Here is a 17,846-nt window from a genome sequence, read left to right as displayed (position 1 = left end):
TCAGAATATTCCTAGTCTCGTAGCCAGCTCTCCAGCATTGTGTTCTGGAGCTAAAGTGATTATAGCTTTCTTACCATTTCTTGTAATCATAGTGTTTATCTTAATTATTTTCATATTGAACATTTTTTCAAATGCCTCTTTAATTTCTAGTTTTGTTGCATTTCTCTTAACTATAAAAGTTATTTTGTTATCTTTCTCTATTGCAAACAACGATTTTTCTGTAACAAAAGGCCTCAATATTATAGAATATGGATTCATATTTTCCACCTCGCTATGGTGTCTATAGCCTCTTCTGTATAAACAGTCAATCTCCCTGCATTTCCACCCGGTGCTAGGTCATATGTATTTAGCTGATCCACAGATACTATTTCCAGCCCTGATAGATTCGCAAAGCTTTTTAGTGAACTGGGCCTGGACTTCACTACCAGTAAAATGCTTTTAGGGGTCTTGTACTTTCTGCCCCTTAATTTTCCTTTTCCTGCCCTTATCTTCTGGCGATCCTTAGATCTTTCCACGTCCTCATAAATGCCTAAACTATTCAATATCTCTACTGCCTGTTTAGTTGTTTTGATATTCTCAATTTCATTTTCTACAATAATAGGGAACGTTATCTCTTCATTAAATTTATGGCCCCTGCTTCTTACAGCATCTTTATTTGCAGTCTGTGATAAAGCTGAAAACTTTGCAATTAGATTTTCTTTTTTATTTATTTTTTTAGTCCAGTTCCTGTTGCTTCTAGGTGCATGCGCAGTTCTGCCGCCGACCATATTACCTAAAAGAACACCTCGATCACCATCAGGTCTGCGCGGTATTCTTGAGCGCCCATGATTTGGGCCCCAGTTATGGCCTACGCGCCTGGTTCCTGCATATTTATATGCTCCATAAGGCTGCCTTCCATTTGACTGTATTGCAAGAATAACCTTTTTTATTAAATCTGGCCGGTATGCAAACGTAAATGGCTCTGGTAAATCAATTTGACCTTTAATTCCGCCTCTTATATTGTAAACATTAACTTTCACCCAATTCACACTCCTTGTTTAGATTCTCTTGAAATATATGTTATCTTGATATCTTTCACATTCTCTCCAGACATTCTGATAGGATCTCTAAATCTGATAATTCGCTTCACTGCTCCAGGCACCGATCCATGAACTAGGATATATGAGTTTTTTACAATTCCATAATTCAAGAACCCTCCTGCTGGAGTTATTGATTCTCCGTTATTGTTAGAATAATAAATTATTCTCTTATTGTATTCAGTCCTTTGCTGATACCCCATCTGCCCGGCCATAGGTACAGTGTTCATAACATAGTTAGGATGCCAAGGCCCTAGTGTTCCAACCATCCTTTTGTGTTTCCTGTTCTTTCTGGGTAATAGTTTCACTCCAAATCTTTTTACTGCCCCCTGAAATCCTTTCCCTTTTGTAACTGCAATTACATCTACAAATTTTCCAGGTTCTGAAAAATCAGAAAAAGATATCTCTTTTCCCAGTAACTTAATTGCATAATCTATTTTATCATCCATCTTACCGCCCCCAACCTGTACCTCCATAATCTCCGGCCTCTTTTTAGGCAGTGAAGATACGAGATGAGGTTGCGTATAAACAATGAGCCTTATTTCTTCAACCCTGCTTCTATCCAGATCTTTTAAATCTTTTTCACTCGCTTTTTTTGGTATGCTGATCTTTCTTGATAACTCTTTGTCCAAGTTTGCAGCCCATACTTCTTCAAAAATGCTTAACCCATACGTTGTGCGCTCATAAAACCTTATACCGCACACTTTCATTGGCGGAACTTCTATTACCGTCACCGGTAAAACTATCTCCTGGTTTGCAGTAGTGCTTTTCTTTCTCCAGTCCACTACTACTACATGGGTCATTCCCGCCTTATATCCTGCAAATCCTTGAACTTTCGGTCCTTCATCTAATTCAGGCCAAGTAGATATTGTTGGCACTATCTTTTTGGCTCTTTTTCTGGGATAGTATCCCATAGAGCCTCTCCTAGAATGATTTGGTGTTGCCATTTTAATTTCCTCCGAATACTGAATCAGTCGTGACGAATGATCAGGAAAATCAAAATATTATTGATTTTTCTGCCTCGGGAATTCATATAGAATTGTCCCATGATCCGTCTGACTAATCTCTCGTTGAGTAAAAAGAGAGATATTTATGTGGTATAAATAGTTATTGATTAAATAATATAAATTATATAATGTATAGAATAAAATATACCGATACAATTTAATAGTTATTGCCAATTTCATTAATGATGAATATCCTTGTTGTTGGTATGCCCGGATCCGGTAAAGAAGAATTTGCAATTGAAGCTGAAAAACATGGCTATGAAATTGTAAGGATGGGGGATATTGTAAGAAGTTACGTAAAATCATTAGGCTTAAATTTAGAAAATTCAATAGTTGGTAAGATTGCTAACGAAGAAAGAGTAAATAATGGTATGGATATTTGGGCACGAAGAACGATTAAAAATATTCATGCTGAAAACACTGTTATAGATGGCATAAGAAATATTGAAGAAATCCAATATTTCAAAGAGCATCTGAAAGAAAAATTTATTGTAGTAGGAATATTCGCAAATGAGAAAAAGAGATATGAGAGGATAAAAAATAGAAACAGACCTGACGATCCAAAAACTCTGGAAGAATTCAAAGAACGAGATCGCAGAGAACTTTCTTGGGGGCTCGCTACTGTGTTCATACTTGCTGACATGATGCTTGTAAATACAGAATCCCTTGATCTATTTAAAAAGCAGATCATAAAATTATTGCACACGCTCGAATAACGTGTAGTTGAAAACCTCTTTCTTTATGATCCAGTTATTGTTAGAGTATATTACAGTCTGAAAATTCAAAGGTGTAAAAACCGGAATTCTGCCATATATGTATGACACTTTAGCCTCAATTTTCTTATCATATTTATCAGGCTCAGAGCTCTGTTCAGCTTTCTTTTTGTAAATTACATTATTAAAAATCAAAAACCAACTATCATCTTTGAATACATATAGCTCTAATATATCTCCGGCTCTAATCATCCCCGATGCTCCATACTGTTTTTTGTATTCTTCAAACGATGGGTCTTTTTTTTGCCACCATGGATATGAGCTAACGAGCTTTAAAGTGCCTTCGACATTATATAACAATGCATCACAGTAAGGACAGGTAACCATTTTTTCGTCATTGATTTTTAACGGCGCAAAACAAATTGGGCACTCATATTTCAAGTTAGGATTTTTGTTAACCATCTTAACAGTCACCTTTGAAAGTTATCATCTCTTTGATGCTTAAACTTTGTGGGTATAACCCAAAGCCCTTTCATCCCTTAGTTTTCATTGTTAATACCTTATCATACACTATATATAATCGCTTTTTCTAACTATATTTTTTCTCAGCTGTTACAGATTCAAATATCTTGATTATCTCTTTTGTTTCTTTCACGTCATGAGCCCTTATCACGGATGCACCATTATGCATTGCTATCAATGCCGTAGCCAAGCTGCCCATCATTCTTCTTTCTACCGGAGTTCCAGTTATCTCTCCAATAAATCCTTTTTTAGAAGTTCCTACAACAATCGGAAAACCTAAACTCTTTAAATCCTGCAGGTTGTTTAATATGCTTAAATTATGTTCTACAGTTTTTCCAAACCCTATACCCGGGTCTATCATAATCTTTTCAGGTTCAATGCCATTCATTATAGCTGTTGTGGCTCTATCTTTTAAAAATCGAGATATTTCAGAGATCAGATCATCATAATGAGGTGCGTTCTGCATAGTTTGCGGGGTTCCTTTCATGTGCATTATCACTACTCCAGCACCAAAATCTTTTATGACCTTTAACATGGCTTCGTCTTTGAGTCCGTAAACATCATTGATTATATCCGCTCCTAATTTTAAAGCTTTATCTGCTACCTGCCATTTGTAAGTATCAATGGATATCGGAATCTTTATCTGGTCCCTTATTGCTTCAAGCACGGGCATCAGTCGATTCAGTTCTTCTTCTATAGATATTGGTTTTGAATAAGGTTTGGTGCTCTCAGCACCGATATCTAATATGTCTGCGCCTTCTCTTTCTATCTCTTTAGCCCGCTCTAACGCATGATCTGGATCAATATACTTCCCACCATCAGAAAAAGAGTCAGGTGTGATGTTAAGTATTCCCATCACCCTTCTATAAGGTATTTTTATAACCTTAGAGACTGTTGAGATTTGATACTCGCTTTTCTGAAAATTGGATACTGCTACTTCTATTTCCTCTGCTATTTTCTTACCGTTAAAAGGTTGCTTTTTCATTTTTTTTATTAATAATTCCAGTTCCTTTCCAGAGCCAAATACCAGCGCGTCGGTAAACTCTGCCTTTAAAGATACTACATTCCATGCCAATGCTGCATCACACCCGCAGCTTAAAGATTCCTGCTTTAGGATTATGGCATCCTTTATTGGAACCTGCTCTAGCTTCACTATGAAAAATTGTGCTTTTGGCTTCATTATTTCAATACCCTCTCTCGCAACCTTTATTTTTTCCATCTCAGTGTCAATCTTAGAACCTGTCAATACTTTTACATGTGCATTAAACATCAGATCATATGATATGAATCGTAATATATCTTTTTTGCTTTAATCTTAAGGAAATCTATGGTACACAAATATCATAGATGTATGTACCATATTCCAATACCGTTAAGTATATATTGCATTGCAAATGCCGCTACCAACAATCCCATCACTCTCGTAAACGCTCTTGCGCCTTTCATGCCAAGCACACTGTATACCATCGATGAAAACTTGAAAAATAAGAACACAATCAAAAATACCAGTATTGTCGATATTAAAACAATCCATAAGTCATAGTTTGCAACCAGTATGATCATCAGGGATATGGCACCTGGGCCCGCAAGCATCGGAGTGGCCAGAGGCACTATACCTATATCACCAATCTCTTCTTCTTCCTGTCCTTTTCTTGTGGCTCTTGGTTTATCTCCCTCTCTTACCATCTCTATACCCACGATCAGCATTAACAATCCTCCTGCGATCATTAATGCTTCTATGCTTATCCCGAAAAAGTCAAGAATATAAGAGCCGATCAATGCAAATACTAGCAATATCAAAAACCCCCATAACACAGACTCTTTTATGATCTTATCCGTTGCAGGTTTTGGAAGCCCGGCAGTTAAACTGATAAATAAAGCTACGGACGCAAATGGATCCACTATAACGAATATGGGAATGAATATATGCAAAAACTGATCTACTATGTCCAAACTATCACCGGATTAATAGATAAATGATAGCATAATATATATTTTATTATATGCAAACTCACTTTTTCAGTAATCTAGATCCATACTTTAAAAGTGCCAGATTACGCTTTAAAAGCGCGAATGCAACTTTTGAAGGGTAATCTATATCCCCATACTTTTCTATTATTTCCACGTTCTCTCTCTTGCTTAAAATAGTAAAAAGATCTTTTAGCTCAGAGTCTGAAAAAGATGAATAGATATTGTGAATTTTCAGATCTATTTTAAGCTCTTTCAAAAGCTTTGCATTCAATTTTTCGAAGTTTGTAAGGCTGTATGAACTATCTTTAAAATGATTTAATATTACCTTCGATGCATTGATGCTGCTTTTTAAGCCCATGTACACTCCACCACCGGATGTGGCTTTAACAAATCCAGCAGCATCTCCAATTAACATTAAGTTTTCAAATACCATGTTTTTGACCGTTCCTATCGGTATTACGCCCCCTTCTACTGCAAGAATCCTAGCATTTTTCAATGTTTCATCTTTTAATATCTTTTTAAGAAACTGAACCGCATACCCTTTGTCTGTAGCAAGCCCCACTTTAGCCATTTTCTCTCCTTCTGGCACGATCCATCCAAAAAAGCCGGGCGCAATATCAGAGCCAATCAGTATTTTTACATAATCATCATCTATAGATGCACCTGAAACCCTCAGCTGTATGCCACCCAGAAATTTGGGTACACTCTGGTTCATGTATCTTCTCACCATACTGGCATATCCGTCCGCTCCAACTATTACTGCTCCTTCCAGCTCTTTCAGGTTTCCGTCTTTCCTGTATTTTACTATCGTTCTGTTATTACTTTTAATTATTTCTTTGACTCTGGCTCCTAGCTGAAGCTTGGCATTGTTATTGATTGCTTCATATGCCATGTTTTTGTCAAAATCGCTTCTTTCAACCACATAAGCTACGTCCTCTTTCTTGGTAATTGAGAATTCCAGATCATCAAGTTTAATAATAGCTCCACGCACTCGATTAGTCACCGCTTTTGCAGACGCCATCTCAAACACTGGCTTGGAAAATAGCCCTGTACAATGGCTGGGCCTGCCGATCTCATAATGTTCTTCCAAAATTGTTGTATTAATGTATCTACCCACTATAGACGCAAGTTTCAGACCTGATGGACCGCCACCTATTATTATTATGTCTTCCATTTTTAATGTGCTTTAATGAAGTTATATCCAAGCTCGAACGCAGTAATATTCATTGATTCATAACGCTTGTTTGAGAATGCAGTCTTTATGCTCTCCATAACATCTTCCTTGTTCACAGGAATAATATTCAATGCTGTAAGAGCACCCAATAACACAATGTTCTCGACAATTGAGTTACCGGCTTTGATTGCCAGCGACTCAGCATCTATAATATACAAACTATTAAAGTATTTTTTAATGTTTTCCACGATCTTATCAAAATCAGGATACTCCGATTCTCCTACAGATACAGTAAAAGGTACGATCCTGCTGCTGTTCATTATTATCTTTGTATCTTTGTTTCCTTTATTTAGCACTCTGTACGTTTCAATAGGCTCAAACCCCACAATTATGTCTGCTTTGCCTATGCCTATGATAGGACTGTTGCAAGCCCCCACTTTCATCTCTACTGTCACAATGCCACCGCGCTGCGCCATCCCATGTACCTCTGACATTACCACTTTAATACCCTTTCTGGTAAGCGTGTCTCCTAAAACAGCGCCAGTTGTAACCACACCTTCTCCGCCCACACCCGCAAATAAGATGCTGAGATTAGTCACTTTTGCTCACCTCAATTGCTTTAAATCCACAAACTTGCGGCTCTGCACATACTCCACATCCATCGCATAGCGTGGCGTTTATGTAAACTTTTCCGTTTTCTGTAAATATGGCAGGACAAGAAAAGTGAGATACGCAGTTCATACATTGTGTACATTTATCCTGATTTATGTGATATGTAGTCCATGTAGAATTCTTTCTGTTTCTAGCGTCCATAAGCAATGCACACTCTCTTTTAGCAATAATCACAGAGGTCTTTGGATACTCCAATCCTTCTCTTATCGCTTTAGTCATTGTCTTCAGATCGTACGGATCAACTACCTTTACAAACTCTACGCCTATAGCCTTCACAATATTTTCTATTGATAGCTCTGGAGCCTGCTGGTTCATGCCGTCAATAGGCATTCCCGGATTAGACTGATGCCCTGTCATTGCAGTGGTGCGGTTATCAAGAATAATCAGTAATAAATTGGATTTATTGTGCACTGCATTGATCAAACCCGGTATACCATTATGGAAAAACGTGGAATCACCAATAAATGATATTACAGGCTGATCTGTGGCTTTGGCAAATCCTGTAGCAGCACTGATCGAAGAGCCCATTGCAAGCAAAAAGTCTGCAAGTTCATATGGTTTCTGTATTCCTAATGTATAACAGCCTATGTCGGAGGATACTATTGCATTGTTAATTCTGAGCTGTTTCAATGCTGTCTTAGTCGCATAATATGTAGCTCTATGCGGACAGCCGGGGCACAGTACCGGCGGCCTTGATGGTATATTTAGATCTGCTTCAAATTTCGGGTTTTCCAAGGTTTTTAGGTTCAGTGCCTTTGCTATGCCACTGTATACTACATCAGAATTATATTCGTACATGCTTGGAAAATAGCCGTTCATTTTACCAAATATCTCTATATCTACTCCATTTAACTGCGCTAACGTTCTAACCTCTTTCTCTAAATAAGGATCCAGCTCTTCCACAATTATCAGCTTTTTTACAGATTTTATAAATTTTAAAATTAAAGCATCAGGAACAGGTCTCGTAAATCCTAATTTTAACAGTTTGATATTTATACTATTATCAGTTATTACATCTTTCAAAACATTATATCCTGCTCCGCTTGTTATCGCCCCATATTCAGATTGCGCGTCTTCAATTTTGTTCAGTGTTGAATCGTTTGAATATTTTAGCGCTTCCTTATTTTTTTCTTCAAGACTCTTACGCATTTTGTAAGCATTGGACGGCAATGGCACTAAGCTCTCTGGATCTTTTATAAATTCTGATTTTTTCTTGTTTTTCCTAAGCGCTCCGAACGTTACCTGTCCCCTTAAATGGTTAACTCTCGTAGTGGTCCTGAAAAGAACCGGAAGCTTCAAAGATTCTGAGATATCAAAAGCCTGCTTGAGAAAATCTTTTGCTTCTTGTGGTGATGATGGCTCTATTAATGGTAAGTGTGCAAGTTCGGCATAATGTCTGTTGTCCTGTTCATTCTGGGAAGAATGCATTGATGGATCATCGCCTGTAATGATCACAAAGCCACCTTTGGCACCTATATATGCTGTGGTCATCAAAAAATCTGAGGCTACATTTAAACCCACATGCTTCATAAAAGCCATAGCTCTTAGACCAGAACTGCTTGCAGCTGCAGCTACACCAAGCGCAACACTCTCATTTGTAGAATATTCAAAATAGACTCCTGCATCTTTTGCAATTTTTGAAAATATGTCTCCAATCTCGGATGTGGGTGTGCCAGGATAGGTAGCTACAATGTCTACACCGCTTTCCAGTGCACCCCTCACTATGGCCTCGTTCGAAAGTATGAAATACGTTTTATTTACATTATCTTCATAAAGATAATTATAGGGCATCTCTACTCACAACTTGGAGTTTGTCCATTTTTCTTTTTCTAGTAGCTGTTCATAATTCTTTTCAGCAATGTTCTGGATCTCGTTTATGTCTTCATCAGTTAAGTGCCTGAATCTACCTTGCAACTCGAGATACTTTTTAATATCAACTTTCTTCTGTGGTTTGTATGTAATATTATAAACACCGTTAACTACCTCGTAAAGAGGAAATATTTTTGTTTCAACTGCCAATTTTGCGATCTCTACACTTTTGGCAGGTGGAGATTTCCAGCCTGTAGGACATGATGCAAAGATGTGAAAAAATTTAGGACCTTCAATATCCTTCGCCTTCTGTAACTTTTTAATCATGTCTTCCGGATAGCCAATACTGGCTGTTGCAACGTAAGGAATATGATGAGCAACCATTATTGCAACCATATCTTTCTTCTGCTCTTTTTTCCAGTCTCTCAGCTTGCCGATCTGCGTGGTAGTGGTCCATGCTCCATACGGCGTTTCTGAGGATCTCTGGATCCCTGTGTTCATATATGCTTCATTATCATACATAATGTAAAACACATTATGCCCGCGTTCAACTGCACCGCTTAGCGATTGTATTCCGATATCTGCAGTACCGCCATCACCAGCAAAACCTACAACATTAATGTTTTCTTTCCCTTGCACGTTCAAAGCCTCTCTTATGCCAGATATGGCAGCGCCAGTAACCTCAAATGCTGTATATAGCAAAGGAACTTCCAGTGCTCGTGCAGGGTATACGCCCGGGATAACTGCCCAGCAACAGGCAGGTATTGACAATATTGTATCTTTTCCCAGTGCTTTTAAAACATAGCGCATGGCGATTGTTGCTCCACAGCCCATACATGCAGTGTGCCCCGGTAACATCAATTCCTGCTCTGGTATAGTCAGATTTCTCATAAACTCGCCTCCAAATCAATATTTAAATTTACCCACTCGATCTCCTTATCAAGCCCGCTCTTTCCTATCTGTATCATGTTTTCAAACATTTGTTCAATCAGCTCCGGCGTAATATCTCTGCCACCCAGCCCAGTAATGTAATTCTTTACTATCGCACTTTTATGATTGTACAGTGATGATGTGACTTCATTGAACAGTGCACCACCATGCCCGTATGTATAGCTCTTATCCATTACTCCAAGCACCTTTACGTTTTTGGCAGTGTTACGAATCTCTTCTACCGGAAATGGCCTGAACGATCGAATCTTTAATAATCCTACCTTCTTGCCTTCACTGCGCATTTTGTTTACAACATATTTTGCAGTAGAGGCAGTGCTGCCTAACATTGTGATTATATACTCTGCATCTTCTGTCATATAGTTTTCAACAAGGCCTCCATATGACCTGCCAAATTGCTCTTTAAATTCCAGATCTACCTTTTTTATTATGGTTTTTGCTTGTTCCAATGCGATTTCACTTTTATGCCTGAACTCCATGAACGGGCCGTCTGGCATAACTAATGATCCAAATCCTGCAGGATTTGAAATATCTAACTTAAATTCTGGCTTATAGTCAGGCAAAAACTTAAGCACATCTTTTTTCAATGGCAAGTCAATGGACTCTGTAGTATGCGAAAGTATGAATGCATCTTCTATCACCATCATTGGCAATAATACTGCGGGATCCTCGGCAATTTTATAAGCCATCAATATAGAATCAAGTACTTCCTGATTGTTCTCTGCGTAAATTTGCATCCAGCCAGTATCACGCTGTGCAATGGTATCCTGCTGATCAGACCAGATTGACCATGGCGGTCCCATAGCTCTGTTTACTACGCTCATCACAATCGGCAGTCTTGCCCCTGCAGCCCACATTAACATTTCATGCATTAAAGCCAGCCCATGCGAAGATGTGGCCGTAAAAGTTCTGACTCCTGTATTTTCGGCAGCTATGCAAGTTGCCATTGCAGAATGCTCGCTTTCTACACGTATATATTTTGCATCGATTTCTCCATTAGCTTCAAATTCTGCTATTTTTTCAACGATTGTAGTCTGTGGTGTGATAGGATAGGCAGATATAATCTTTACATTGGCCAATCTGGCTCCATGTGCCGCAGCTTCATTGCCTGTAAGCATAGTTTTCATATTGATCCACCCTCCTCATGCTCCTCCAATACCATGTTTATACATTTCACTGGACATTCGTTGGCACAGATCCCGCATCCTTTACAATAATCATAGGCGATCTCTGGCGCGTCAAGTTTTGATATTGCGGGATTTGGGTATCCATATTTATCATTAGGAACTATGATTATTGCCGGTTCAGGGCAGAATTTCCAGCAAATCATGCACCTGATGCATTTTTTGTAATCAATCACCGGTTTGAATGTTCTCCAAGTACCAGTTTTATTGGTGGTGCTTGGCACTGTTGTTATAGGTGTTGGAAAACCTGGCATATTTCATTTCACCTCTTTTTTTAGTTTTGTATTTTCAAAGGCTTCAATTGCAGCCTTCACGTTCTCCTCCGGAGAGATATTTATCTTGTCCCTGATTGCTTTGCAAACAGAATCTATAGATACTGTATTGGTAGCTTTTGCAAACGCACCGACTATTGCGGTATTTACAATCGGTGCAGAGGAAGAGCCTAGATTATGAGATAACGCTATCTCTGTTGCATTGACTGTAGCTACTGCAGAATCATACTTAAAAAAATCAGGATCTTTGTTTGAATTTATCAAAATTGCGCCACCTTTTTTAAGTCCTGCTGTAACATTAACTTGATCTATGAGCGCCTGATCCAATACTACTACAAAATCTGGAGCATAAATTTGAGATTTGACTAGCACCGGTTGATCATCAACTCTAGTGAAAGCAGTTACAGGCGCACCTCTTCGTTCTACTCCAAAATATGGAAACGAGGATACGTATTTATTCTCATAAAAAAATGCTGTTGCTAAGATCTCAGATGCTATAACAGCACCTTGTCCACCTCTACCATGAAATCTTATCTCATACATATAATTTACACCAATCCTATAATTCTTTATTGTATAAAATATTTTGTTATATGTAGAATATAATATAAATAGAAATCATTAATAATTGCTGCTAATTTAGGGTAAATTATGAATTTAAATAGCCTTGAAGCATATGATTTTTATCTTCCTAAAACATTGATTGCGCAGGATCCGGTAGATCCCAGAGACCATTCAAAATTGATGGTACTCAATCAAGACAAAATAATTCATGACTATTTTTATAACATAATCAATTATTTGGAAAAAGACGATTTGATAATATTCAATGACACAAAGGTACTGAAAGCAAGAATGATCGGAAAAAAATTAACTGGTGGAAAAGTTGAGGCTCTGATCACTTCTAAAAAAGATAATGTATGCACTGCTATTATAGGCGGAAAAAATGTGAGAATTGGAACAATTTTAGATTTCAATGGTTTGAGAGGGAAGGTAATAGAGAAAAATGAAGGGTTTGGAACTATAGAATTTGAACAAGAGCCAGATCTAGATAATGTTGCTACTGTAAAACTACCACCGTACATAAAAAAAGAGTTAAAAGATGCAGATAGATATCAGACTATTTTTGCCAAGAATAATGGCTCTCTTGCTGCGCCTACTGCCGGGCTTCATTTTACAAGCCAGCTTTTAAAAAACCTTGAGTATAAAGGAGTAAAAATAGGATATATTACTTTACATATAGGATTCAGCACTTTTGCACCGGTCAGAGAAGAGGATATTACTACCCATAAAATGTACTATGAGTATTATAGTATCTCAAATGATACTGCAGACCTGATCAACAATAGAAGCGGCAGATTGATAGCCGTTGGAACTACTGTTATGAGAGCACTTGAAAGCTCTGCTAAAGATGGAAAGATTATGAGCAACACTACGAAAACAGATCTGTTCATATATCCAGGATATAAATTTAAAAGCGGTGTAGCTGCACTGATTACCAACTTTCACATTCCAAAATCTTCTCTCTTGATGTTAGTTTCAGCATTTGCAGGATATGAAAATATTATGAGAGCATATAGAATTGCTGTTGAAAACAAGTACCGATTTTTCAGCTTTGGAGACGCTATGTTGGTATTTCCATATCTCCCAAAAAATGATTAATTTTTTATCATACTGCGCATAAAAATTAAACGTATTTCTCTTTTTATAAATCAACGTATAACTCTGGCTGAAATTGATGGTTAGATCATTCTGAATTACCGTAGCGAATACTCTTTTAATTCTGATATAAGGCAAATACTTACATAAAAAATTTGAGTAAAAAATATTATTTATCCAACCTTATATTACCGTCATAGAAATATAACAAAAACTTAATATCTAAAAGTTTTTTATATACTTATGAAGCTAGATGACATCGATTTAAAAATTCTGTCTTTGCTTATCGAGGATTCCAGAATATCGCACAGAAAAATCGCAAAAAAAATTAATATTAGCACTCCTACCGTAAGTTCAAAAATTAAAATTCTTGAACGGTTAGAATTGATCAAGAAATATACTACCGAATTGGATTTTATTAAACTTGGGAACTACAAAGACCTTTTCATAATAGAATGTGACCCTAAAAAATTAAAGAGTTTCCTAGATAAGCTTTCAGGCCTCGAAAATGTAAGAAAAATTCTCAATGCAGAATCGAATGTAATAATAGTCACATACGTCTACAAAAATATCGAGAAGTTACATGAGTTTTTAGAGATTCTTTCTCAGGAGATGGTGAACTATAAACGATATTCAATACTTTCTGAACATAAATCAGAAAATGAGACTATGCTTGAAAAAGACACAATGTTAAAGATCAAGTGTTATTATTGCAAGGGGGATATCAAGGGAGAACCTGTAATTGCAAAAGTTGGAGGAGAAAACAAATATTTTTGCTGCAATGTCTGCAAGTCAGAATACCTGAAAAAAATAGAGAGATTAACTGCTCTCTGATTTCTGGCCATATGCCTTGGCAAACTCAGCCTGAATATCTTTGTATTTATCCTCTAAAAATTTTTGCTGCTTTTCCATTGTTTTTGATTTTACTTCAAGAGTCTCTTTTTCATCCTGCAATTCTTTCAATAATATTGCTCTGTCTTTCACTTCTATAAGGATAGCTCCCACATTCTTGTATATCTTGGAATCATCTTTTATCTTGCTTAATTCTTCAATTGTCTTTGCAAGCTCTTTTATTTTTATGTCATACTGATACTTCTGCGCCAACGTACTTTCTAATTGCTGCTGTAAATTTTGAGCCTGCTTCAATTTTTCTTGTAAGTAAGGGCTTAAATTAAGTTCTACCATTTTTTTTCAACTCCAGTATATTTATTGATAAATTTATCCATCTTAAATATGAGTTTATCGCTGATCTTAGAGCATTTAGATCTTCTGCATATATTATCAGCTTCAGTATTTTGTCTTTCGTCGAAAGCTCAATTTTAGTTCTTGGAATTTCTCTTAAACTCTCCACTATCAGAGATTGATATATTATCTCTGCGTCCGGTTCCTCAAATTCAAATTCGGCGGTTTCTGAATAACTCATACTCTCTAAACCATATCTTTTAGTGGTATTTAATTATTATCGATATTATAGCTGAAAAAATAACAAAATATTTTTATAGGTGCCATTAATTTTGTTAAACTGGTGATGTAAAATGAATAGTTTAATAGATATTGGAGAGATCGCTCCAGAGTTTACCACAAAAGCATATTTTCCGAGCACTGATAAGATCGAAAATGTGAAGCTTTCTGATTTTCGCGGAAAGTGGGTAATATTGACGTTCTACCCTGGTGATTTTACGTTTGTATGCGCTACAGACATTGAAGCTTTTATGCAGATTTATGATGATTTTAAAAGCAACAACGCCGAAATTTTCGCAGTTAGTACTGACAGCGTGTTTTCTCATAAAGGATGGGTGGGCACTTCTCCAAGAGTAAAAAATAGCAAAATACCGATGCTGGAGGATTTTAACAAAAAAATATCTACAGATTATGGATTTTTAAATTTAAGCGCAGGATCTGCAAGAAGAGGCGTTGTTATAATAGATCCTGAAGGAAAAGTACAGTATATCTCTCTATTCAATGACGGACTTGGCAAAGATGCAACACACATTTACACTGCTTTTATGGGCCTGAAATATTTGCATGATACACCTTCTGAGGAAGGACATATGTGCGCGATTCCTGCAAACTGGAAAATTGGAGATAAGGCACTGGATATAAATATTGTAAAAGATATTGGAAAACTCTAATTTTTTATTTAAATGTTGCAGATGTTTGAGAAAAACAGTAATTTTCAGATCTTTAGCTGAGATGTAGCTCACTATTTTCTATATTTACTCCTACTTTCAACAATTTTGCTGTTAGATCTTCAACTACACTCTTTATTTTTTTATCTATTTCTTCCATAGTATCACCCCTCATCGCCACTGTAATTGTCAGTTTATTATCAGATCCGAATATCTGTGACCTTGATTTGAAATACAAGTCTTTATAATTATCTGAGATCTCTTTCAATACACTTGAAATTTTAGACTCGTCCCTAGAGCTTAAAACCAATACTTTCTCAAAAAATATGCGATCTCCAAATTCATGGACTAAGATCGGTTTTAAAACTTTCTCAAATATAGATTTTAACTCTGCCGGTACTCCGGGCAAAGATATTATAATAATATCATTGACTCTCGTTAAAACGGGCGGCGCGCTGCCGACTGGATTTTCAAGTGCAATAGATCCTTTTGGCAATGTGGCCATCTTAATTCTGGGTGCTGTTAATGTCCCATCTTCAAGTATCTTATTTTTCGCGAGTTTCTCATATCTATCTTTTATGAATTTCAAAGCTTTTTCATTAATCTCCATATCTCTTTTTAATGTATAAGCGATGCTTTTTAAAGTTAGGTCATCGGGTGTAGGTCCTAATCCTCCAACAGTTATTATGACTTTTGGATGATTTGCTATGCTCCTGTTTAACTCTGTTTCAATTGTTTCGATATCATCCCGCACCGTAACTACACGCGTTACATAGCCTCCAAGATTAGTAACGCCGCGAATCAGGTAAGTAGAATTTGTATCTGCTACATCACCATTCAGTATCTCATCGCCAGTAACTAGTATTTCAACCATATTGCGATCTGCCATTAATATTTCCTCCAGAAACTTTTTTAAATGTAAACTTTCATGCTATCTTTAATATAAAACCGAATCTTCTGAACTGTTTCTAATGCAGATCCTTTGAGCTCGGGTATAGATATTGTACCCTCACATGAAATGCATCTGTTTAATATATGAGCTTTTATGCTCAATCCCATGTTCTTAAGGTCTTCTTCTATTTCCATTGCCTGTATTTTAGAAAGCTCATCCTGATTTTCAATAACAAAAAATACCGTCTCTTTTTCGAGTATTTCCCAAACGTTTTTAGCGAGCAATTGCCATTTGTTTAATATGGTTATTGGATCTTTACCATGCCTATTTATCTTATTCAACATATTTTTTATACTGACATAAAACTTAATGTCCCTGCTTATATGATCATAAAACTCTTTTTCAGCCAATAATAAATGCATGGTTGAAGATGCAGCTGCTGTATCCCATACAATAGTACGATACTTTGATTTCATTGCCAATATTTCTGAAAGCATAAACTCTTCTGCTATACCGGGAGCACGTGCAATATGATCAATTATAGATCTGTCCAGATCAAAAAAACTGGAAATAAGATCATACACTTCCTCTCCATACTCTTCAATCCAGTTATTTGCAACTGTAGCTTCAGAGTATTCATAAATGTCTACATTTTCGTGACCATCTTTTAAAATATGATGTAATGAAGGCATAAAGTCAAACGTGATCAATGCAATCTTCTCTTTTCGCTGATCTGATTTCTCAAGTGCAAATGCTGTTGAAATTGTAGATTTTCCAACACCTCCTTTGCCTAAAAATGAATAGATCATACTATTCCTCACTTATCCTTCTAATTCTTTTGTCCAAACCTTTATTCATAATGATGTTGTATACTTGCTCTGGCACCAGCTCTTTCCAAGGCTCATTAGCTATGATTCTTGCTCTTATAAGATTACCTTGATATATATCCCTATTTAAAAATGGGATCTCTTTTACCGTTACTCCTGCTTCCTGCATTAAAACTTTTACAAGATTGTTATTAGAGTAGCAGATATCAAAGTCTGGCAGCATGGTTTTTAGATAATTAACCCATTGTGCATTGTTCTCAATATTTGATACGGGAATTAAGAGGATTCTAGTGAGATCTATATTCTCAACTTTCAGTGTGTTCCTAATCATCTCTATTCTTTCACCAGCAGTGAATGGATTTGAAAGTGTAAAAGATTCTGTAGCATTTTCTATGACTATTATTAGCTCTTTTTCCTCTTTTAAAATGTAATTTATTGCTTTCAAGTGCCCAAGATGAAACGGTTGAAATCTTCCTGGATAAATTGAGATCTTGTTATGATTTCTCTTAACCATCTTAACATTCACCTTTGACGATATCTAATAACTATAATAAATTTTATGATTATGTCTCGATTTCTAACTTACATCATAAAAAAACATTCAAAATTGCAAAAATAGGCAGTTTCCTAGATCATTTTTCATTTATTTTTATTATTTTTCACGTTTTTTCATTGATTTTTTTATAGCTTACGCTATCAACCCCCGTTTTTGCAATGATAAAACTATGGATAGATTATGTGCTAAACACATAAACATTGCCTTTACTCGAACCCTGATCACCGTTGTTACCAATACATGACCTCCATGAAATATGCTCTTTATCACTGCATAGGGCCTTTCTACTATCGACCGTTTTTTCGAAATTCTTAGATTTCTCCGTATCGATGCTATTGGCAATTTGTCTTCTCCCTTTACTTTTTTATCCATTGTCCCATCTATGCCTCTTGGCTCTACTCCATAGTACCCTTTATCTCGATATACTATCCGCGA

23 protein-coding genes are annotated in these 17,846 nt (G+C 36.5%); 4 read left to right on the top strand and 19 right to left on the bottom strand.

Annotated elements, in window-relative coordinates; translation table 11 throughout:
• Genes QXQ25_02575 through QXQ25_02565 form a run of 3 tightly spaced genes read right to left on the bottom strand, consistent with a single transcriptional unit; the run spans position 1 to position 2,023 of the window.
• Positions 1-258 (bottom strand): 50S ribosomal protein L23, encoded by a 258-nt coding sequence (locus QXQ25_02575; protein ID MEM0160592.1) that lies wholly within the window; start codon positions 256-258, stop codon positions 1-3.
• On the bottom strand, positions 255-1,019 hold the full coding sequence (gene rpl4p, locus QXQ25_02570; protein ID MEM0160591.1) for a 50S ribosomal protein L4: 765 nt from the start codon (positions 1,017-1,019) through the stop codon (positions 255-257). Before rpl4p ends, QXQ25_02575 begins: the two co-directional genes overlap by 4 nt.
• Positions 1,020-1,024: 5 nt before the next feature.
• Positions 1,025-2,023, bottom strand: a complete 999-nt coding sequence (locus QXQ25_02565) for a 50S ribosomal protein L3 (GenBank protein ID MEM0160590.1) — start codon at positions 2,021-2,023, stop codon at positions 1,025-1,027.
• 245 nt (positions 2,024-2,268) lie between these two features.
• Here QXQ25_02565 and QXQ25_02560 point away from each other — a divergent pair, with 245 nt between their 5' ends.
• Positions 2,269-2,799, top strand: coding sequence for an AAA family ATPase (locus QXQ25_02560; GenBank protein ID MEM0160589.1), 531 nt, complete (start codon positions 2,269-2,271; stop codon positions 2,797-2,799).
• Here the strand turns inward: QXQ25_02560 and QXQ25_02555 are convergent.
• From QXQ25_02555 to QXQ25_02510, 10 genes are all read right to left on the bottom strand, one after another.
• The gene (locus QXQ25_02555) at positions 2,779-3,258 is read right to left on the bottom strand and encodes a hypothetical protein (protein ID MEM0160588.1); all 480 of its coding nucleotides are present in this window, start codon (positions 3,256-3,258) and stop codon (positions 2,779-2,781) included. The genes QXQ25_02560 and QXQ25_02555 overlap by 21 nt on opposite strands.
• 127 nt (positions 3,259-3,385) lie before the next feature.
• A complete protein-coding gene (gene folP, locus QXQ25_02550; GenBank protein MEM0160587.1) occupies positions 3,386-4,588 on the bottom strand; it encodes a dihydropteroate synthase in 1,203 nt (400 codons plus the stop codon).
• 71 nt (positions 4,589-4,659) lie between these two features.
• A complete protein-coding gene (locus tag QXQ25_02545; GenBank protein MEM0160586.1) occupies positions 4,660-5,271 on the bottom strand; it encodes a MarC family protein in 612 nt (203 codons plus the stop codon).
• A gap of 58 nt (positions 5,272-5,329) precedes the next feature.
• Positions 5,330-6,463, bottom strand: a complete 1,134-nt coding sequence (locus QXQ25_02540) for an NAD(P)/FAD-dependent oxidoreductase (GenBank protein MEM0160585.1) — start codon at positions 6,461-6,463, stop codon at positions 5,330-5,332.
• Positions 6,464-6,465: 2 nt separating this feature from the next.
• The gene (locus QXQ25_02535) at positions 6,466-7,062 is read right to left on the bottom strand and encodes an indolepyruvate oxidoreductase subunit beta (GenBank protein ID MEM0160584.1); all 597 of its coding nucleotides are present in this window, start codon (positions 7,060-7,062) and stop codon (positions 6,466-6,468) included.
• On the bottom strand, positions 7,055-8,926 hold the full coding sequence (iorA, locus tag QXQ25_02530) for an indolepyruvate ferredoxin oxidoreductase subunit alpha (GenBank protein ID MEM0160583.1): 1,872 nt from the start codon (positions 8,924-8,926) through the stop codon (positions 7,055-7,057). Before iorA ends, QXQ25_02535 begins: the two co-directional genes overlap by 8 nt.
• Before the next feature lie 6 nt (positions 8,927-8,932).
• A complete protein-coding gene (gene porB / locus QXQ25_02525) occupies positions 8,933-9,835 on the bottom strand; it encodes a pyruvate synthase subunit PorB (protein ID MEM0160582.1) in 903 nt (300 codons plus the stop codon).
• The gene (gene porA, locus QXQ25_02520; protein MEM0160581.1) at positions 9,832-11,019 is read right to left on the bottom strand and encodes a pyruvate ferredoxin oxidoreductase; all 1,188 of its coding nucleotides are present in this window, start codon (positions 11,017-11,019) and stop codon (positions 9,832-9,834) included. The genes porB and porA overlap by 4 nt, the downstream gene beginning before the upstream one ends.
• On the bottom strand, positions 11,016-11,330 hold the full coding sequence (locus QXQ25_02515; GenBank protein ID MEM0160580.1) for a 4Fe-4S binding protein: 315 nt from the start codon (positions 11,328-11,330) through the stop codon (positions 11,016-11,018). Before QXQ25_02515 ends, porA begins: the two co-directional genes overlap by 4 nt.
• A gap of 3 nt (positions 11,331-11,333) precedes the next feature.
• Positions 11,334-11,891, bottom strand: coding sequence for a 2-oxoacid:acceptor oxidoreductase family protein (locus QXQ25_02510; protein ID MEM0160579.1), 558 nt, complete (start codon positions 11,889-11,891; stop codon positions 11,334-11,336).
• 108 nt (positions 11,892-11,999) lie between these two features.
• Here QXQ25_02510 and queA point away from each other — a divergent pair, with 108 nt between their 5' ends.
• Together queA and QXQ25_02500 are read left to right on the top strand one after the other, a co-directional pair.
• Positions 12,000-13,010 carry a tRNA preQ1(34) S-adenosylmethionine ribosyltransferase-isomerase QueA gene (gene queA, locus QXQ25_02505; GenBank protein ID MEM0160578.1) on the top strand — a complete coding sequence of 337 codons (1,011 nt, stop codon included), beginning with the start codon at positions 12,000-12,002 and terminating at the stop codon, positions 13,008-13,010.
• Positions 13,011-13,250: 240 nt separating this feature from the next.
• Positions 13,251-13,841, top strand: coding sequence for a winged helix-turn-helix transcriptional regulator (locus QXQ25_02500; protein ID MEM0160577.1), 591 nt, complete (start codon positions 13,251-13,253; stop codon positions 13,839-13,841).
• On the opposite strand, the gene QXQ25_02495 is transcribed toward QXQ25_02500, so the two are convergent.
• A complete protein-coding gene (locus QXQ25_02495; GenBank protein ID MEM0160576.1) occupies positions 13,827-14,192 on the bottom strand; it encodes a prefoldin subunit beta in 366 nt (121 codons plus the stop codon). The genes QXQ25_02500 and QXQ25_02495 overlap by 15 nt on opposite strands.
• Positions 14,179-14,430 (bottom strand): KEOPS complex subunit Pcc1, encoded by a 252-nt coding sequence (locus QXQ25_02490; protein ID MEM0160575.1) that lies wholly within the window; start codon positions 14,428-14,430, stop codon positions 14,179-14,181. Before QXQ25_02490 ends, QXQ25_02495 begins: the two co-directional genes overlap by 14 nt.
• Before the next feature lie 112 nt (positions 14,431-14,542).
• Between QXQ25_02490 and QXQ25_02485 the strand changes: the two genes are divergently transcribed.
• The gene (locus tag QXQ25_02485; protein MEM0160574.1) at positions 14,543-15,139 is read left to right on the top strand and encodes a peroxiredoxin; all 597 of its coding nucleotides are present in this window, start codon (positions 14,543-14,545) and stop codon (positions 15,137-15,139) included.
• A gap of 52 nt (positions 15,140-15,191) precedes the next feature.
• Here QXQ25_02485 and QXQ25_02480 read toward each other — a convergent pair whose 3' ends face one another.
• From QXQ25_02480 to QXQ25_02465, 4 genes are all read right to left on the bottom strand, one after another.
• Positions 15,192-16,025, bottom strand: a complete 834-nt coding sequence (locus QXQ25_02480; GenBank protein ID MEM0160573.1) for a molybdopterin-binding protein — start codon at positions 16,023-16,025, stop codon at positions 15,192-15,194.
• A gap of 23 nt (positions 16,026-16,048) precedes the next feature.
• A complete protein-coding gene (locus QXQ25_02475; protein MEM0160572.1) occupies positions 16,049-16,837 on the bottom strand; it encodes an ArsA-related P-loop ATPase in 789 nt (262 codons plus the stop codon).
• Position 16,838: 1 nt separating this feature from the next.
• Complete coding sequence (locus QXQ25_02470) at positions 16,839-17,369, bottom strand: nicotinamide-nucleotide adenylyltransferase (GenBank protein MEM0160571.1); 531 nt, start codon at positions 17,367-17,369, stop codon at positions 16,839-16,841.
• 174 nt (positions 17,370-17,543) lie between these two features.
• Positions 17,544-17,846: transposase (locus tag QXQ25_02465; GenBank protein ID MEM0160570.1), on the bottom strand; the 303-nt coding region annotated here is incomplete at its 5' end.

This window comes from Thermoplasmata archaeon, assembly GCA_038729465.1.
Classification (GTDB): Archaea; Thermoplasmatota; Thermoplasmata; order Thermoplasmatales; family ARK-15; genus JAVRLB01.
Note: the sequence above shows the minus strand (reverse complement) of the source record. Positions and strands in the feature narration are given on the sequence as shown.

Bases quoted from the DNA above. Each gene is read 5' to 3' on its own strand.
- QXQ25_02575 (MEM0160592.1), bottom strand. From the start codon at position 258: ATGAATCCATATTCTATAATATTGAGGCCTTTTGTTACAGAAAAATCG.
- QXQ25_02565 (MEM0160590.1), bottom strand. From the start codon at position 2,023: ATGGCAACACCAAATCATTCTAGGAGAGGCTCTATGGGATACTATCCC.
- QXQ25_02560 (MEM0160589.1), top strand. From the start codon at position 2,269: ATGAATATCCTTGTTGTTGGTATGCCCGGATCCGGTAAAGAAGAATTT.
- QXQ25_02555 (MEM0160588.1), bottom strand. From the start codon at position 3,258: ATGGTTAACAAAAATCCTAACTTGAAATATGAGTGCCCAATTTGTTTT.
- folP (MEM0160587.1), bottom strand. From the start codon at position 4,588: ATGTTTAATGCACATGTAAAAGTATTGACAGGTTCTAAGATTGACACT.
- QXQ25_02540 (MEM0160585.1), bottom strand. From the start codon at position 6,463: ATGGAAGACATAATAATAATAGGTGGCGGTCCATCAGGTCTGAAACTT.
- iorA (MEM0160583.1), bottom strand. From the start codon at position 8,926: ATGCCCTATAATTATCTTTATGAAGATAATGTAAATAAAACGTATTTC.
- porB (MEM0160582.1), bottom strand. From the start codon at position 9,835: ATGAGAAATCTGACTATACCAGAGCAGGAATTGATGTTACCGGGGCAC.
- porA (MEM0160581.1), bottom strand. From the start codon at position 11,019: ATGAAAACTATGCTTACAGGCAATGAAGCTGCGGCACATGGAGCCAGA.
- QXQ25_02515 (MEM0160580.1), bottom strand. From the start codon at position 11,330: ATGCCAGGTTTTCCAACACCTATAACAACAGTGCCAAGCACCACCAAT.
- QXQ25_02510 (MEM0160579.1), bottom strand. From the start codon at position 11,891: ATGTATGAGATAAGATTTCATGGTAGAGGTGGACAAGGTGCTGTTATA.
- queA (MEM0160578.1), top strand. From the start codon at position 12,000: ATGAATTTAAATAGCCTTGAAGCATATGATTTTTATCTTCCTAAAACA.
- QXQ25_02500 (MEM0160577.1), top strand. From the start codon at position 13,251: ATGAAGCTAGATGACATCGATTTAAAAATTCTGTCTTTGCTTATCGAG.
- QXQ25_02495 (MEM0160576.1), bottom strand. From the start codon at position 14,192: ATGGTAGAACTTAATTTAAGCCCTTACTTACAAGAAAAATTGAAGCAG.
- QXQ25_02490 (MEM0160575.1), bottom strand. From the start codon at position 14,430: ATGAGTTATTCAGAAACCGCCGAATTTGAATTTGAGGAACCGGACGCA.
- QXQ25_02485 (MEM0160574.1), top strand. From the start codon at position 14,543: ATGAATAGTTTAATAGATATTGGAGAGATCGCTCCAGAGTTTACCACA.
- QXQ25_02480 (MEM0160573.1), bottom strand. From the start codon at position 16,025: ATGGCAGATCGCAATATGGTTGAAATACTAGTTACTGGCGATGAGATA.
- QXQ25_02475 (MEM0160572.1), bottom strand. From the start codon at position 16,837: ATGATCTATTCATTTTTAGGCAAAGGAGGTGTTGGAAAATCTACAATT.
- QXQ25_02470 (MEM0160571.1), bottom strand. From the start codon at position 17,369: ATGGTTAAGAGAAATCATAACAAGATCTCAATTTATCCAGGAAGATTT.